A 15,086-nucleotide genomic window follows, 5' to 3' on the forward strand; every position below is an offset into this window, starting at 1 on the left:
TCAGCACAGGCCCGCGGGCTTCGAAGCCCGGCAGGAGTTGCGCTCGAAGGAGTTGGTTTTGCCGGTCTCGGTGCTCACCAGGTCGGCGGGGGAGTTCTCCGAGAGGACGTTGCCGTCGACGCGGTTGTTCGTGCCGGCCACGCCCACGAAGCTCTTGAACAGCACGATGCCGCCGGACAGCGGGGACTTGCCGGAGTTGCCGGCGACCCAGTTGCGCGACACCCGGGTCTGCTCGGTGCCGGTCAGGACGATGCCGGAGCCCTTCAGGGCGGGCAGCCGCTCGGTCTTCGCGCAGGACTTGTTGTTCGCGACCACCTGGTTGGCGGTGACGTCCAGGTGTCCGGCCTTGGGCTTGTTCTCGTCACCGACCACGAACACCCCGGCGCAGTTGCCGGAGACGTAGTTCCGGGCGACGCTCAGGTTCCGCAGCCGGCGCACGGTGACGCCGATCCGGTTGCCCTCCAGCCGGTTGTGCGCCACCAGGGTCTGCTTGGCGTCGTAGGCGCCCGCCTCCTCCTGGATGGTGTTGGCGAGGAACACGCCGGCGTCGCCGTTGCCGTGCGCGTAGTTGTCCCGCAGCAGGCTGCGCACCGACCGCTCCTCGGCGATGCCCCACACGCCGTTGTTCGCGGCGTTCACCCCGCGCACGGTCAGGCCGTCGGTCGCCATGCCGAAGACCCCGGTGCGGCTGAACTTGGTCACCTTGAGGTCGGCGACGGTGACGCCCTTGACGTCCTTGGTCTTGGTGCCGAGCACACAGATGCCGTTGCCGCCCTCGGCGCAGCTCTTCGCGACCTTCTTGGGCTTCTTGGAGGCCTTCTTCGAGACCTTCTCGGCGGCCTTTCCGGCGCTCGCCCCGGCGGGCTTCTTCTTGGCCTTCTTGGCGGCGGGCTCGATGACCGTCCCGGAACCCACGCCCCGCAGGGTCACGTAGGGGGTGCGGATCGTCACGCTCTCGTGGTAGGTGCCGGCGAGCACGAGGACGGTGTCGCCGGCCTTGGCGGCGTCGACCGCCTTCTGGATCGACTCGCCGGGGCGGACCACCAGCGTCGAGTGGGCGGCCACCGCGGGAGCGGCGCCGAGGGCGGTGCCGACGAGGGCGGCGGTGCACGCGAGATATGCGATGTGACATCTCTTCATATCGCGTACGGTATGGCTGTTTTATCCTGCTATGGCCGTATGGGCCATCCGGCGGCGTGTCAGGGGCGGCGCGGACGGCGGGCCGGAAGCGGGCGCGCCGACCGGTGTGCCGGGGCCGGCGGTGACCCGTTCGGCCCCGCCGGGCACCGCCCCGGCTTCACCCGGACGGCGCAGCGCGCGAAGCGGCGGGGACGGCCCCGGGCCGGAGTCGCCGGGCGCCCCGGACCCCGCGGCGACCATACTGTCGGTTGTGAACCGGGTCATCCGCGCACGGCGAGGGCTCCGGGCGGCCGCGGCCTACGTGCTCAGCGCCCCGGGCACCTACGTCTGGCTGACGATCCTGTTCTTCACCACCGTCGCCCTGCACCACATGTCACCGGCGTTCGAGCAGGACTTCCTGCGGCAGCGCTCGACCAACATCCACGAGCTGTCGCGGAACCCGGTGCGGGTGCTCATCACCAGCGCGATGTGGATCGACAGCGGGCGCTGGCTGCCGTACGCCGTGCTGTACACCGTCTTCCACGCCCAGGCCGAGCGCTGGCTCGGCACCCTGCGCTGGCTCGCGGTGTGCGTCGCCGCGCACGTGCTCGCCACGCTGATCAGCGAGCTGGCCCTGCTCCAGGCGATCCACGCCGGCCATGCCCCGCCGTCCGCCGTCAACTCGCTCGACATCGGCGTGAGTTACGCGCTGGCCGGGGTGATGGCCGTGCTCACCTACCGGATCGCGAAGCCCTGGCGGTACCTGTACCTCGCCTGTCTGCTCGCCTTCTACGCAGTGCCGCTGGCCGCCGGCCGTACCTTCACCGACTTCGGGCACTTCCTGGCCGTCCTGGTCGGTCTCGCCTGCCGTCCGCTGGTCAGAGGCCGCGGAAAAGCATGGAATCCGAAGGAGACACTGGCCGCTCCCAGGGGTTAACGTCCCGGCCATGAGCAGCTCGGCAACCAGTGTCGTCAACGGTGGGATCTCCTTCTGGTACGCGGACGACGGCCTCCCGGCCGCGCGCGAGCCGCTGTCCGGGGACGCCTCGGCGGACGTCGTCATCGTCGGCGGCGGCTACACGGGGCTGTGGACCGCGTACTACCTGAAGAAGGCCGCCCCCTTCCTGCGGATCACCGTCCTGGAGCAGAAGTTCTGCGGATACGGCGCCTCCGGCCGCAACGGCGGCTGGCTCTACAACGGGATCGCGGGCCGCGACCGGTACGCGAAGCTGCACGGCCACGAGGCCGCCGTACGCCTGCAGCGGGCGATGAACGACACCGTGGCCGAGGTGGTCGCCGTCACCGAGGCGGAGGGCATCGACGCCGGTGTGCACAAGGGCGGGGTGCTGGAAGTGGCGACCACACCGGCCCAGTTGGCCCGGCTGCGGGCGTTCCACGAGCACGAGCTGTCGTACGGCGAGAAGGACCGCGAGCTGTACGGGGCCCGGCAGACCGCCGAGCGGATCAGGGTGGCCGGCGCGGTGGGCTCCAGCTGGACCCCGCACGGCGCCCGGCTGCACCCGGTGAAGCTGGTCAAGGGGCTCGCGGCGGCCGCGGAGGCGCTGGGCGTGGTCATCCACGAGTCGACGCCGGTCACCGAGATCCGGCCCAAGCACGCCGTCACCCCGTACGGCACGGTCCGCGCGCCCTACGTGCTGCGCTGCACGGAGGGCTTCACCGCCTCGCTCCGGGGCCAGCGGCGGACCTGGCTGCCGATGAACTCCTCGATGATCGCCACCGAGCCGCTCGGCGACGAGCAGTGGGCGGCGATCGGCTGGGACGGCCGGGAGACGCTGGGCGACATGGCGCACGCCTACATGTACGCGCAACGCACCGCCGACGGCCGGATCGCGCTGGGCGGGCGCGGGGTGCCCTACCGCTTCGGCTCGCGCACCGACAACGACGGCCGCACCCAGAGCGAGACGGTAGAGGCCCTGCGGGAGATCCTGACCCGCTTCTTCCCGGCCCTCGCGGGGGTGCGGGTCGAGCACGCCTGGTCCGGGGTGCTCGGCGTCCCGCGCGACTGGTGCGCCACGGTCACCCTCGACCGGGCCACCGGACTCGGCTGGGCGGGCGGCTACGTCGGCTCGGGCATCGCCACCGCCAACCTGGCCGCCCGCACCCTGCGCGACCTCGTGCAGCAGGACTCGGGCCAGGCCGGCCGGACCGAACTGACCGACCTGCCCTGGGTGAACCACAAGGTCCGCAAGTGGGAGCCGGAACCCTTCCGCTGGCTCGGTGTGCACGGCATGTACGCCACCTACCGGGCCGCCGACCGCCGGGAGCTGCTCCGCCCGGGCGCCGGGTCCTCCCGGCTGGCCAGGGTGGCCGACCGGGTGGCGGGCCGGAGCTGACCGGGGTGACCGGGCCGGACGCGCCCGGTTAGCCTCACCCTCATGATTCGCTCCGCTACCCCCGCCGACGTCCCCGTCATCCACGCCCTGATCCGCGAGCTGGCCGAGTACGAGAAGGCCCCGCAGGAGGCGCGGGCGACCGAGGAGCAGTTGCGCGAGGCGCTGTTCGGGGAGCGGCCGGCGGCGTACGCGCACATGGCCGTGGACGAGGAGACCGGGGAGAGCGTCGGATTCGCGCTGTGGTTCCTGAACTTCTCCACCTGGCGCGGTGTGCACGGCATCTACCTGGAGGACCTCTACGTCCGCCCCTCCGCCCGGGGCGGCGGGCACGGCCGGGCGCTGCTGACCGAGCTGGCGCGCATCTGCGTGCGGCGCGGTTACGAGCGCCTGGAGTGGTCGGTGCTGAACTGGAACCGGCCCGCGATCGGCTTCTACGAGGCCCTCGGCGCGCGCCCGCAGGACGAGTGGACGGTGTACCGGCTCACCGACGGGGCGCTGGCCGGGCTGGGCCGCTCAGCCGACTGACTCCGGCACCGCCGTCTCGGCCGGGGCCCCGCGTCCCGGGGCCCGGGCGGTCACCATCAGGCCCGCCACCAGGCCGGCCAGCAGCATCACGCCCGCCGCCCACGCGATCGCGACCGTGTAGCCGTGCACCACGCCCGCCGGGACGACCGCGGCCTTCGAGGCCGGACCGCGCAGGTGGGCGCTGATGTAGGCGGCGCTGCTGGTGGTGGCGACGGTGTTGAGCAGGGCCGTGCCGATCGAGCCGCCCACCTGCTGGGAGGTGTTGACGGTCGCCGAGGTGACGCCGGCGTCGCGCGGGGCCACGCCGGCGGTGGCGGTGGCGAACACCGGCATGAAGGTCAGGCCCATGCCGAGGCCCATCAGGATCAGCGCGGGCAGGATTTCGCCCGTGTAGGAGGAGCCGACGGTCATCCGGGTCAGGAGCAGCAGCCCGGACGCGGCCAGCAGCATGCCGGGGACCATGAGCAGGCGCGGGGCGACCCGCTGCAGCAGCCGGGCCGATATCTGGGTGGAGCCGATGATGATCGCCGCGGTCAGCGGCAGGAAGGCGAGGCCGGCCCGGACCGGCGAGTAGCCGAGGATGACCTGCAGGTAGTAGGTCATGAACAGGAACAGCCCGAACATGCCGATCACCGCGAGCATCATGGTCAGGAAGCAGCCCGCGCGGTTGCGGTCCCGGACGATGTGCAGCGGGAGCAGCGGGCTCGGCGCCCGGGTCTGCCACCGCACGAACGCCACGAGCAGCACCGCGCCGAACGCGAACAGGGCGATCACCAGCGGGTCGCTCCAGCCGCGCGGCTCGGCCTCGGCGAAGCCGTAGACGATCGCGACGAGCCCGCCGCAGCCGAGCAGCACGCCGGGCACGTCGAGCCGGGACTCGCGGTGGCCCGGGTGGTCGCGCAGCAGGGCGAGCGCGCCGAGCACCGCGACGACGGCGATGGGCACGTTGACGTACAGGCACCAGCGCCAGTTCAGGTACTCGGTGAGCAGGCCGCCGACGATGAACCCGATGGCCGAGCCGCTGCCGGCCAGCGCGCCGTAGATGCCGAAGGCCCTGCCGCGCTCGCGCGGGTCGGTGAACGTCGTGGTCAGCAGGCTCAGCGCGGAGGGCGCGAGCAGGGCGGCGAAGACGCCCTGGAGGGCGCGGGCGCCGAACAGCATCCCGGAGCTGGTGGCGGCGCCGCCGAGCGCGGAGGCGGCCGCGAAGCCGATGAGGCCGACGACGAAGGTGCGTTTTCGGCCCACGAGGTCGGAGACCCGGCCGCCCAGCAGCAGGAGCCCGCCGAAGGCCAGCGTGTAGGCGGTGATCACCCACTGCCGGTTGGCGTCGGACATGTGCAGGTCGTGCTGGGCGGAGGGCAGCGCGATGTTCACGATCGTCGCGTCCAGGACCACCATCAGCTGGGCGAGGGCGATGACGACCAGGCCCCACCAGCGGTGGGGGTCGGTTCGTCCGGCGTCGGCGGACGAACGCGGGGCCTCACCCTTTCGGCCGCTATCCATCTGGTCAGAACACCACGAATCGGTGCTTGTCGCATCCGCGTGCGCCGGAGCTCTCGCGCACGCGGGCCGGTTCCCGCAGGCCGGCCCGACTGTCAGTGGTCCAGTGCAGCATGGGGGCATGGCGAGGAGAGCGGCGGGCGCGGACGGGACACGGGTGAAGGGCGCGCGGCGGCCGGAGGTGCGGCTGCCGCCCCTGGAGCCCTGGACCGGCGGCGGCCTGGAGCCGGACGGCGACTACGACGGTCTCGAGTTCCGCGCGGCGGACCTGGCCGGGCAGGACGGCGCCGGCGCCCGCTTCATGGACTGCGCGCTGACGGAGTGCGCGGTGGACGAGGCGGTGCTGCGCCGCGCGCGCGTGCTGGACTCGGTCCTGCGCGGCCTGCGGGGCGTCGGCACCGACCTCGCCGAGGCCACGTTCCGGGACGTGGAGCTGCTGGACCCGCGGCTGGGCGGCACCCAGTTGCACGGCGCCGTGCTGGAGCGGGTCGTCATCCGCGGCGGCAAGATCGACTTCCTCAACCTGCGCGAGGCCCGGCTCAGGGACGTGGTCTTCGACTCCTGCGTCCTGGTCGAGCCGGACTTCGCCGGCGCCCGTCTGGAGCGGGTGGAGTTCACCGGCTGCGCCCTGAAGGAGGCCGACTTCGGCGGCGCGACCCTCAGGGACGTCGATCTGCGCGGGGCCGCCCCGCTGGAGATCGTCCGGGGCCTGGACCGGCTGGCGGGGGCGGTGATCAGCACCGGGCAGCTGCTGGACCTGGCTCCGGTGCTGGCGGGCGAGCTGGGGATCAGGGTGGAGGACTGAGGGCTCAGGCCACGCGGGGGAAGCGGGCCTGCAGGGTCCAGATCGCCGGGTTCTCCGACAGGTCCTCGTGGAGGTCGCTCAGGTCGGCGATCAGGTCGTGCAGGAAGTCGCGGGCCTCCCGGCGCAGTTCCGAGTGGGAGAAGGACAGCGGGGCCTCCTCGGCCGGCATCCAGTCGGCCTCGATGTCCACCCAGCCGAAGCGGCGCTCGAAGAGCATCCGGTCGGTGGACTCGGTGAAGTCCAGTTCCGCCTGCTGCGGCCGGGAGGCACGCGAGCCCATCGGGTCCCGGTCCAGCCGCTCCACGATGTCGCACAGCGCCCACGCGAAGTCCAGCACCGGCACCCATCCCCAGGCCGTGGACAGCTCCCGGTCCGATTTCGTGTCCGCGAGATAGACGTCCCCGCAGAACAGGTCGTGCCGCAGCGCGTGGACGTCCGCACGGCGGTAGTCGGTCTGCGGCGGGTCCGGGAAGCGGTTGGAGAGGGCGTAGCCGATGTCGAGCACGCAGGAGATGGTGTCACGCCCCGCCACGGCGCCCCGATCCGGTGCCGCGCCGCGCCGTAGCATCGGTGACATGTCCGGAGCCGCACGCCTTGTCCCGGCCGCCGCCGCCCTCCTCGCGCTCGCGCTCACCGGCACCGCGTGCGACGCCGGCGTCCGCGGCACCCCGGGCGGCTCGGGCGTGCACGACCCCTACTTCCCGAAGGCGGGCAACGGCGGCTACGACGTCACCCACTACGCCCTGACCCTCGACTACACCCCGGACACCCGCCGGCTCACCGGCCGGGCCGTGATCACCGCCCGCGCCACCCAGGACCTGACCGCCTTCGACCTCGACCTCGACGGACTGGACGTCGCCGCGGTCACCGTCGGGGGCGAGGACGCCCGCTGGAACCGGGCCGGCCAGGAACTCACCGTCCGCCCCCACGACGACCTCCGCGAGGGCGAGACCTTCACCGCCGCCGTCCGCTACTCCGGAACCCCGCGGACCCTCACCGACCCGGACGGCTCCGAGGAGGGCTGGCTGCCCACGGCCGACGGCGCGCTCGGGCTCGGCGAGCCGGTCGGCTCGATGGCGTGGTTCCCGGGCAACCACCATCCCTCGGACAAGGCGACGTACGACATCACGGTGACCGTCCCCGAGGGCCTGCAGGTCGTCTCCAACGGTGAGCTGACCGGACGGACCGGAAAGGGCGGCCGGACGACGTACTCCTGGCACGCCGCCGAGCCGATGGCGAGCTACCTGGCCACCGTCGCCGTCGGGCACTACGACATCGGCCGCGGCACCGGGCCGCACGGCCTGCCCGTCCTCAACGCCGTCGATCCCCGGCAGGCGAAGGCGAGCAAGGACGTCCTGGCGAAGATCCCGGAGATCCTCGGCTGGGAGGAGCGCGCCTTCGGTCCCTACCCCTTCTCCTCCGCCGGCGTGATCGTCGACCGCCCGGGGGACGCCGAGTACGCCCTGGAGACGCAGACCCGCCCCGTCTTCCCCGGCGCCCCCGACACCGGCACGCTCGTCCACGAACTCGCCCACCAGTGGTACGGCGACTCGGCCACCCCGCTGAGCTGGCAGGACATGTGGCTCAACGAGGGCTTCGCGACATACGCGGAGTGGCTGTACCAGGAGGACCACGGCGGCAAGAGCGCCCAGCAGACCTTCACCGACCTGTACGACGGCGACGACGACGCCGTCTGGGACTTCCCGCCGGCCAGGCCGGCCGGCGCCGCGCACATCTCCGACACCCCGGTCTACGAGCGCGGCGCGATGGTGCTGCAGAAGATCCGCCAGAAGGTCGGCGACGGCGCGTTCCGCGACCTCCTCAGTGGCTGGGCCGCAGCCCACCGCCACGGCACCGCCGACACAGCCCAGTTCACCGCGTTCGTGGAGAAGCGGGCCCCGGGCAAGGACTTCGGCGGGATCTGGAGGGACTGGCTCTACGGAGACGGCAGGCCGGACCGCCCGTGACGGACGGCCCGGCTGCCCTTGCCCCGCTGCGCGGTGCTAGTTGACGTTGACCGCCTTCCAGGCCGCCGCCACCGCGTTGTACTCCGCGCTGCCCGAGCCGTACAGGGCGGCCGCCGCCTGCAGGGTGCCGGTGCGGGCGCCCGCGTAGTTGGTGGTCGAGGTGAAGTACGTGCTCAGGGCCTTGTACCAGATCTGGATCGCCTTGTCCCGGCCGATGCCGGTGACCGTGGAGCCGTCGTACGTCGGGGAGTTGTAGGACACCCCGTTGACCGTCTTCGCGCCGCTGCCCTCGGACAGCAGGTAGAAGAAGTGGTTGGCGACACCGGACGAGTAGTGCACGTCCAGGCGGCCGACGGACTTCGACCAGTAGTCGGCGGAGCCGCCGTCCTTGCTGGGCTTGTCCATGTAGCGCAGCGGGGTGCCGTTGCCGTTGATGTCGATCTTCTCGCCGATGAGGTAGTCACCGGGGTCGGAGGAGTTGTTCGCGGAGAACTCCACCGCGGTGCCGAAGATGTCGCTGGTGGCCTCGTTCAGGCCGCCGGACTCGCCCCGGTAGTTGAGCTTCGCCGTGGCCGCGGTCAGACCGTGGCTCATCTCGTGGCCCGCCACGTCGAGCGAGGTCAGCGGGTCGGCGTTGCCGGAGCCGTCGCCGTACGTCATGCAGAAGCAGCTGTCGTCCCAGAAGGCGTTGACGTAGGCGTTGCCGTAGTGGACGCGGGAGTAGGCGGCCTTGCCGTCGCCCGCGATGCCGTTGCGGTTGAAGGCGGACTTGTAGAAGTCCCAGGTGGCGGCGGCGCCGTAGGCGGCGTCCACGGCGGCGGTCTGGCGGTTGGAGACCGTGCCGTTGCCCCAGACGTCGTCGGCGTCGTGGAAGAGGGCGCCGGTGCCGGTGGTGCCGCCGTTCAGGTCGTACGTCTTGTGGCCGCCGCGGCCGCCGTCGATCAGGTCGTAGCCGCCGGAGGCGGAGGCGGTGGTGCCGATGGTGACGGTGCCGCTGTACTGGCTGGTGCCCGTGCCCGTCTCGATCGCCTCGTAGGAGTAGATCTTCTTGCCGGTCCGCGCGTCGGTGACGACGTGCAGCTCGCTCGGGGTGCCGTCGTGCTGGACGCCCTTGACGACCGACTCGTAGGCGAGGACCGGCTTGGCGCCGGCGGCCCAGACCACCTTGCGGGAGGTCGAAGCGGCGGCCTTCGCGGTGTCCGCGGCCTTGAGGGCGGTCTTCTTCGCGCTCGCGGCGGAGACGGCGGCCGTGGTGGTCGGCACGGATATGCGGGCCTTGGCCGCCTTGCTGACGCCCTCGAGGGAGCCGCTCTTCGTCACGTGGGTGACCAGGTCGCCGCCGAGCACGGGAAGACCCGCGTACGTCCGCTCGTAACGGGTGTGCACGGTGCCGTCGGCGTCCTTGATCACGTCCCGGACGACCAGCTTCTCCTTGGCGCCGAGACCGAGTTCGCGGGCCGTGGCGCCGGCGTGCCGCTGGGCCGTCTCGATGGCGGCGGCGCGGGCCGGGGCGCTGAGCGGGGCTGCCGTGGCGCCGGGGGTGTGCGTGGGGGCGGCGGTGGCGGAACCGTTCTGCAGGGCGAGGACGACCATCGCCGCCGAGCCGGCCAGCGCGGCGGTGCGCATGGCGGTCCTGCGGGAGGCGCTGGGGTGCTGAGTCACTCGATCTCCTTATGGCTGGCCTCCGGTGGGGCCGGAGACACAGTTGGGGCACAGGGGACGTACAACTGCGGCGGGCGCGGAGAGAGTGACACTGGGCAGCCACTGTTTGACAGAGCGCCGACAAGATTTCACGTGTTCGTTTCCGAATGCCGTGCCTCGAAAACCGTTATCCGGACGTGCGCGGAGAGTTCAACTCAGCATTCTGTAAGTGCAATTGAGGGCTCCGGCGTCACACCTCGCGGGCCGGCCGGTGTGACGGGTTTTCAGCCCTCCCATTCGTCCAGCAGCCGGGCGAGGCCGGGCGGCCAGACCGGCTCCGGCTCCCGGGCCAGTTCCTCCCTGCTCCACCAGCGCCAGGTGAGGATGCCGTCGGCGGCGTGCGCGGCGGCCAGATGGGGGCCGGCCGGTTCGCGGTGCGGGCCGTGGGTGACGTAGACGTGCTCGTGCTGGTGGACGGGGACGCCCGTGTGCGTGAAGTCGTGTTCCCAGGTGCACAGCAGCGGGCCCGGCTGCAGGTCGGTCCAGCCGGTCTCCTCGGCCAGTTCCCGCAGGGCGCCCTCGCGCGGGGTCTCGCCCGGCTCAAGCCAGCCGCCGGGCAGCGCCCAGTGGACGCCGACCTCGACGTTGTCGTAGCGGAAGAGCAGTACCGCGCCGTCGGGATCCACGACGGCGACCCGGGCGGCCTGACGGGGTGTCCGCAGCACCTTGCGCAGCACGGCGCAGGGGCGGCCGAGGGCGTGGTCGCGGCGGTGGTCCACGACCTCGTAGCCGAGGGCCGTCCAGAAGGCCAGCGCCCCGGGGTTGTTCTCCAGGACGGCCAGGCGCACGGCCCGGCGGCCGGCGGCCCGGAAGCGCTCCTCGACCGCCGCGGCGACCCGGCGGCCGTACCCCTTGCCCTGTTCGGTCGCGTCCACCATCAGCAGCCCGATCCACGGATCGGGGTCGGCCGGGTCGGGGTGGCGGGCGAGGGTGATCACGACCGCGACCAGACGCCCCTCGGACCGGGCCAGCAGGACCTCGGCGTCCGGCTGGGCCAGTTCGTCGGCCAGCGCCGCCGCCACCTGTTCGCTGCGGACGTCGTCCGGGTCGGGGAAGTCGCCGCTGAGCGCGTGGAAGGCGCGGTTGGAGGCGTAGAGCGCGGTCAGCTCGGTGAGCAGCGGGCCCGGGAGGTCATGACCGGCGGTGCGGGCGAGGGGTTCGAGGATCACCCGGGCAACGTATCGCGGGGCCCTGGCGGCTCCGCCGGAAATCACGGGCGGGCGCGGGCGCGGGCCGGGGCGGACAGGCCCCGGCCCGCGGGCCGGGCCTGTCCGCCCGACGGGGCGTGCGTCAGACGTTCACGCCGAAGTCCTGGGCGATGCCCACCAGGCCCGAGGCGTAGCCCTGGCCCACCGCGCGGAACTTCCACTCCGCGCCGTTGCGGTACAGCTCGCCGAAGACCATGGCGGTCTCGGTGGCGGCGTCCTCGGAGAGGTCGTAGCGGGCGATCTCGGCGCCGCCGGCCTGGTTGACGATGCGGATGTAGGCGTTGCGGACCTGGCCGAAGTTCTGGCCGCGGTTGTCGGCGTCGTAGATGGAGACCGGGAAGACGATCTTGTCGATGTCGGCCGGGAGCGCGGCCAGGTTGACGTTGATCGCCTCGTCGTCGCCGGCGCCCTCGCCGGTGCGGTTGTCACCGGTGTGGACGATGGAGTTGTCCGGCGTCTGCTTGTTGTTGAAGAAGACGAAGTGGGCGTCGGAGTAGACCTTGCCCTGCCCGTTGACCGCGATGGCGGAGGCGTCCAGGTCGAAGTCCGTGCCGGTGGTGGTGCGGACGTCCCAGCCGAGGCCCACGGTGACGGCGGTCAGGCCCGGAGCCTCCTTGGTGAGCGAGACGTTGCCACCCTTGGACAGGCTTACAGCCATGATTGGGAGTCCCTTCCCTAGTTATTCGTGCGCATCTGTGCCGACGAAGCTACCGTCACCGGGGACAACGTCGAGGGGGGTCCCGGTGGTTCCGGATCCCTTTACCTTTTTTACCCATGTGGCCGTCTCCCGGTGAAAACCGCGTGACGTGGGACGGGCGGTGCCGGGAACATGGGAGGCATGTCCGGTCCCCATGTCATCCGCGGTTCGGTCTCGCTGCCCGAGGCCGAGCTGATGTGGCGTTTCTCGAGGTCCTCCGGGCCGGGCGGGCAGCACGTCAACACCAGTGACTCGCAGGTCGAGCTGCGCTTCGACCTGGCGCGCACCGAGGCGCTGCCGCCGGTGTGGAAGGAGCGGGCGCTCGCCCGGCTGGCCGGGCGGCTGGTGGACGGCGTGGTCGTCGTGCGGTCCTCCGAGCACCGCTCCCAGTGGCGCAACCGCGAGGCCGCCGCCGTGCGCCTCGCCGCCCTCCTCGCCGAGGCCACCGCGCCCCCGCCGAAACCCCGCCGCCCCACCCGCATCCCGAGGGGCATCAACGAGCGCCGGCTGCGCGAGAAGAAGCAGCGCTCGGAACGCAAGCGCGGCCGCTCCGGGCGGGACTGGGGCTGACACCCCCCGGCCGGGTCGGCCGTCAGCCCAGATGGCGGTAGCGGCCGCGGAAGTACATCAGCGGGCCGCCCTGCGCGTCCGGCGCCCGTGCGGTCAGCACCCGGCCGATGACGAGGGTGTGGTCGCCGGCCGGCACCCGCTGCTCGGTGCGGCACTCCAGGGTGGCCAGCGCGCCGTCGACCAGCGGGGCGCCGGAGACCTCCCCGCGCTCGCGCGGCAGGTCCTGGAAGAGCAGCCGGTCGCTGATGCGGCCCTTCATGGCGAACCGCCCGGCGATGTGGCGCTGGCCGTCGGCGAGCACCGACACCCCCCACAGCGGCTGTTCGGCGAGCAGTTCGTCCATGCGCGAGCCCTCGCGCAGACTGACCATCACCAGCGGCGGGTCCAGCGAGACGGACATGAAGGCGGTGGCGGTCATGCCGACGTCCTCGCCGCCGGGCGCGGCCGGGTCGTCGGGGTCCAGCGGCGGTTCCTGCGCGGTCACCAGGACCACGCCCGCGGCCAGCCGGGACATGGCGGCCCGGAACTCGTCGTTGCTCACCCCCTCAGCATGCCCGTTGACTGCTGCGGCGGTGGAGGAGGAGGTGTTCAGCACGCCATGAACGCTAATCTCCGCCCCGGACGGGCCGCATCGGGCCCTGGCCCTAGCCGGGTCCTAGGACCGGGGGACCACGAGGTGACGGTTCGTGCATCATGTGCGCACAACGACAAAGCTTGCGTTCAGTAAACGCACAGGGAAAACGCAGAAACTCCACTCAATTGTTCACGTTCCCCTGTGACTTGAGTCACAAGGGACAGATATTGTTGACCCTGTGTACCGAGTGGGCAGCGCGCTGTGATTCAGTGGCTGAAGACCACTGAGAGACGACGGGAAGCACTGTAAGGAAGCGCCGGACACAGCCCTTGATTCGCTGCGAGGTCTGGGGGGAGGGCGAGCATGGAGACCGAGTCGGAACCGTATGTCCGCCTTGCGTCCCTGCGGCAGCTGCACCAGGTCATGGCCGACATGAACACGGCACGCAGCCTGGCGGACACACTGCAGACGGTCGCCGACGGCGCGGTCAGCGCCCTCGGGTACGAGCTGGCGTGCGTCAACCTCGTGCGCCCCGACGGCGACCTCGTCATCGCCGCCTTCTCGGGCAACGCCGCCGCCGAGGCCCTGATCACCGGCCGGGTCGGCTCCCGCGACGCCTGGGACCGGCGGCTGAGCATGGGCGAGCAGTGGGGCGACCTCGTGTTCATACCCCACACCGAGGGCTGGGTGCTGGACGACGACGACGTCCCGCAGTGGTACACCGACGGCCCCGCCCCGCGCTTCGAGGACGAGTGGCATCCCTCCGACCGCCTCTTCGCCCCGATGTACACGCCCGGGGCGCAGGGCGGCGGCTCCTCCGGCGAGCTGCTCGGCGTCATATCCGTCGACCGGCCGCGCAACGGCCGCCACCCCGGCGCCTGGGGTCGCGAGGCCCTGCAGATGTACGCCTTCCAGGCCGCCATCGCGATCAGCAACGCGCGTCTGCGGTCCAACATGCAGCGCGCCCTGGTCCGGCTCGAGCGCGAGCAGCAGGCGCTCCGGGCCAGCGAGGAGAGCTTCCGGCAGGCCTTCGAGTACGCGCCCTCCGGCATGGCGATCGCCGAGATGGGCGGCGACCAGCACGGCCGCATCCTGCGCACCAACGACGCCCTGTGCCGGCTGCTCGGCCGCCCCGCCTCCGCGATGCGCCGCTACTCCTTCTCCGACCTGGTCCACCCCGAGGACATCGGCACGCTGCTGAGGACCTCCGCCGAGGGCGGCCGGGCCGAACTCCGCCTGGGCCGCCGCGACGGCAGCTACGTCTGGGTGAGCCTGCGCAACAGCGTCGTCGCCGACGCCGCCGACGGGCCCCGCTTCCTGCTGACCCACGTCGAGGACATCGAGGAGCGCAAGCGCCGCGAGCTGCAGCTCGCCCACCGCGCCTCCCACGACTCCCTCACCGGCCTGCCGAACTCCGCCGAGCTGCGCTCCCGGCTGTCCGCCCGCCTGTGCCACCGTCCGTCCCACGCCGGCGCCCTGGAGTCGCTGGACGCGGCCTACGGCCACCCCGCCTTCGACGCCCAGCCCGGGCACGGCTTCGACTTCGCGCAGGGCGCCGAGGCCTTCGACGGCTACGACCACCACGTCCACACCGTCGCCCCCGAGGACGGCCACGACGACGGCGCCAAGGGCCTCGCCGTCCTCTTCTGCGACCTGGACGGCTTCAAGTCGATCAACGACAGGTTCGGCCACAACGCGGGCGACGCGGTGCTGATCGAGGTCGCCCGGCGGCTGACCCGCGGGGTGCGCGACGGCGACACCGTCGCCCGGCTCGGCGGCGACGAGTTCGTGATCCTCGCCGACGGCCTCGGCAAGGCCGACGCCCAGGACCTCGCGGTACGCCTGCGCAACGAGATCATCCAGCCCATCCGCGCCGAGGGCCGGGCCGTCCGGGTGGGCGCCAGCTTCGGCATCGGCTGGGCACACTGCGGCATGACGGCGGACGAAGTGTTGAAGTCCGCTGACGAACGGATGTACGTCGAGAAAAGATCTCGTCCCAAACAGCACCGGCGCGCCGGATGAATCGCAGGTCAGTGAGCTGATGCGATCCGGGTCACCCGTTTGGC

At 72.1% G+C, this 15,086-nt stretch carries 14 protein-coding genes; 7 read left to right on the top strand and 7 right to left on the bottom strand.

What is annotated here, in order from left to right:
- On the bottom strand, nt 1–1,140 hold the full coding sequence (locus ACFYU0_RS20525; protein WP_389303046.1) for a nitrous oxide reductase family maturation protein NosD: 1,140 nt from the start codon (nt 1,138–1,140) through the stop codon (nt 1–3).
- 250 nt (nt 1,141–1,390) lie between these two features.
- On the opposite strand from ACFYU0_RS20525, the gene ACFYU0_RS20530 reads away from it, so the two are divergent.
- The 3 genes from ACFYU0_RS20530 to ACFYU0_RS20540 are packed head-to-tail and all read left to right on the top strand — an operon-like array spanning nt 1,391 to nt 3,998.
- Complete coding sequence (locus tag ACFYU0_RS20530) at nt 1,391–2,056, top strand: rhomboid-like protein (RefSeq protein ID WP_351666005.1); 666 nt, start codon at nt 1,391–1,393, stop codon at nt 2,054–2,056.
- A gap of 10 nt (nt 2,057–2,066) precedes the next feature.
- On the top strand, nt 2,067–3,473 hold the full coding sequence (locus ACFYU0_RS20535) for an NAD(P)/FAD-dependent oxidoreductase (protein ID WP_389303049.1): 1,407 nt from the start codon (nt 2,067–2,069) through the stop codon (nt 3,471–3,473).
- 42 nt (nt 3,474–3,515) lie between these two features.
- Nucleotides 3,516–3,998 carry a GNAT family N-acetyltransferase gene (locus tag ACFYU0_RS20540; RefSeq protein WP_351666001.1) on the top strand — a complete coding sequence of 161 codons (483 nt, stop codon included), beginning with the start codon at nt 3,516–3,518 and terminating at the stop codon, nt 3,996–3,998.
- Here the strand turns inward: ACFYU0_RS20540 and ACFYU0_RS20545 are convergent.
- The gene (locus tag ACFYU0_RS20545; protein WP_389303052.1) at nt 3,987–5,501 is read right to left on the bottom strand and encodes a DHA2 family efflux MFS transporter permease subunit; all 1,515 of its coding nucleotides are present in this window, start codon (nt 5,499–5,501) and stop codon (nt 3,987–3,989) included. The genes ACFYU0_RS20540 and ACFYU0_RS20545 overlap by 12 nt on opposite strands.
- Before the next feature lie 118 nt (nt 5,502–5,619).
- Between ACFYU0_RS20545 and ACFYU0_RS20550 the strand changes: the two genes are divergently transcribed.
- Complete coding sequence (locus ACFYU0_RS20550) at nt 5,620–6,303, top strand: pentapeptide repeat-containing protein (protein WP_351665997.1); 684 nt, start codon at nt 5,620–5,622, stop codon at nt 6,301–6,303.
- A 4-nt stretch (nt 6,304–6,307) separates the two neighbouring features.
- Here the strand turns inward: ACFYU0_RS20550 and ACFYU0_RS20555 are convergent, their stop codons facing one another.
- Entirely contained in the window at nt 6,308–6,808 is a 501-nt protein-coding gene (locus ACFYU0_RS20555; protein ID WP_351666207.1) for a hypothetical protein, read from the bottom strand.
- 70 nt (nt 6,809–6,878) lie between these two features.
- On the opposite strand from ACFYU0_RS20555, the gene ACFYU0_RS20560 reads away from it, so the two are divergent.
- On the top strand, nt 6,879–8,270 hold the full coding sequence (locus ACFYU0_RS20560) for a M1 family metallopeptidase (RefSeq protein ID WP_389303056.1): 1,392 nt from the start codon (nt 6,879–6,881) through the stop codon (nt 8,268–8,270).
- A gap of 36 nt (nt 8,271–8,306) precedes the next feature.
- Here ACFYU0_RS20560 and ACFYU0_RS20565 read toward each other — a convergent pair whose 3' ends face one another.
- From ACFYU0_RS20565 to ACFYU0_RS20575, 3 genes are all read right to left on the bottom strand, one after another.
- Complete coding sequence (locus tag ACFYU0_RS20565; RefSeq protein WP_351666205.1) at nt 8,307–9,896, bottom strand: M4 family metallopeptidase; 1,590 nt, start codon at nt 9,894–9,896, stop codon at nt 8,307–8,309.
- Nucleotides 9,897–10,195: 299 nt separating this feature from the next.
- Nucleotides 10,196–11,140 (bottom strand): GNAT family N-acetyltransferase, encoded by a 945-nt coding sequence (locus tag ACFYU0_RS20570; RefSeq protein WP_389303059.1) that lies wholly within the window; start codon nt 11,138–11,140, stop codon nt 10,196–10,198.
- Between the two features lie 121 nt (nt 11,141–11,261).
- A complete protein-coding gene (locus ACFYU0_RS20575) occupies nt 11,262–11,837 on the bottom strand; it encodes a TerD family protein (RefSeq protein ID WP_389303061.1) in 576 nt (191 codons plus the stop codon).
- A gap of 171 nt (nt 11,838–12,008) precedes the next feature.
- On the opposite strand from ACFYU0_RS20575, the gene arfB reads away from it, so the two are divergent.
- Complete coding sequence (arfB, locus tag ACFYU0_RS20580; protein WP_351665990.1) at nt 12,009–12,446, top strand: alternative ribosome rescue aminoacyl-tRNA hydrolase ArfB; 438 nt, start codon at nt 12,009–12,011, stop codon at nt 12,444–12,446.
- A gap of 22 nt (nt 12,447–12,468) precedes the next feature.
- Here the strand turns inward: arfB and ACFYU0_RS20585 are convergent, their stop codons facing one another.
- Entirely contained in the window at nt 12,469–12,960 is a 492-nt protein-coding gene (locus ACFYU0_RS20585) for a flavin reductase family protein (RefSeq protein WP_389303627.1), read from the bottom strand.
- Between the two features lie 423 nt (nt 12,961–13,383).
- On the opposite strand from ACFYU0_RS20585, the gene cdgB reads away from it, so the two are divergent.
- Entirely contained in the window at nt 13,384–15,042 is a 1,659-nt protein-coding gene (gene cdgB / locus ACFYU0_RS20590) for a diguanylate cyclase CdgB (protein ID WP_351665986.1), read from the top strand.
- The last annotated feature ends 44 nt before the right edge of the window (nt 15,043–15,086 follow it).

It is taken from the genome of Streptomyces sp. NPDC003720, assembly GCF_042875075.1.
Classification (GTDB): domain Bacteria; phylum Actinomycetota; class Actinomycetes; order Streptomycetales; family Streptomycetaceae; genus Streptomyces.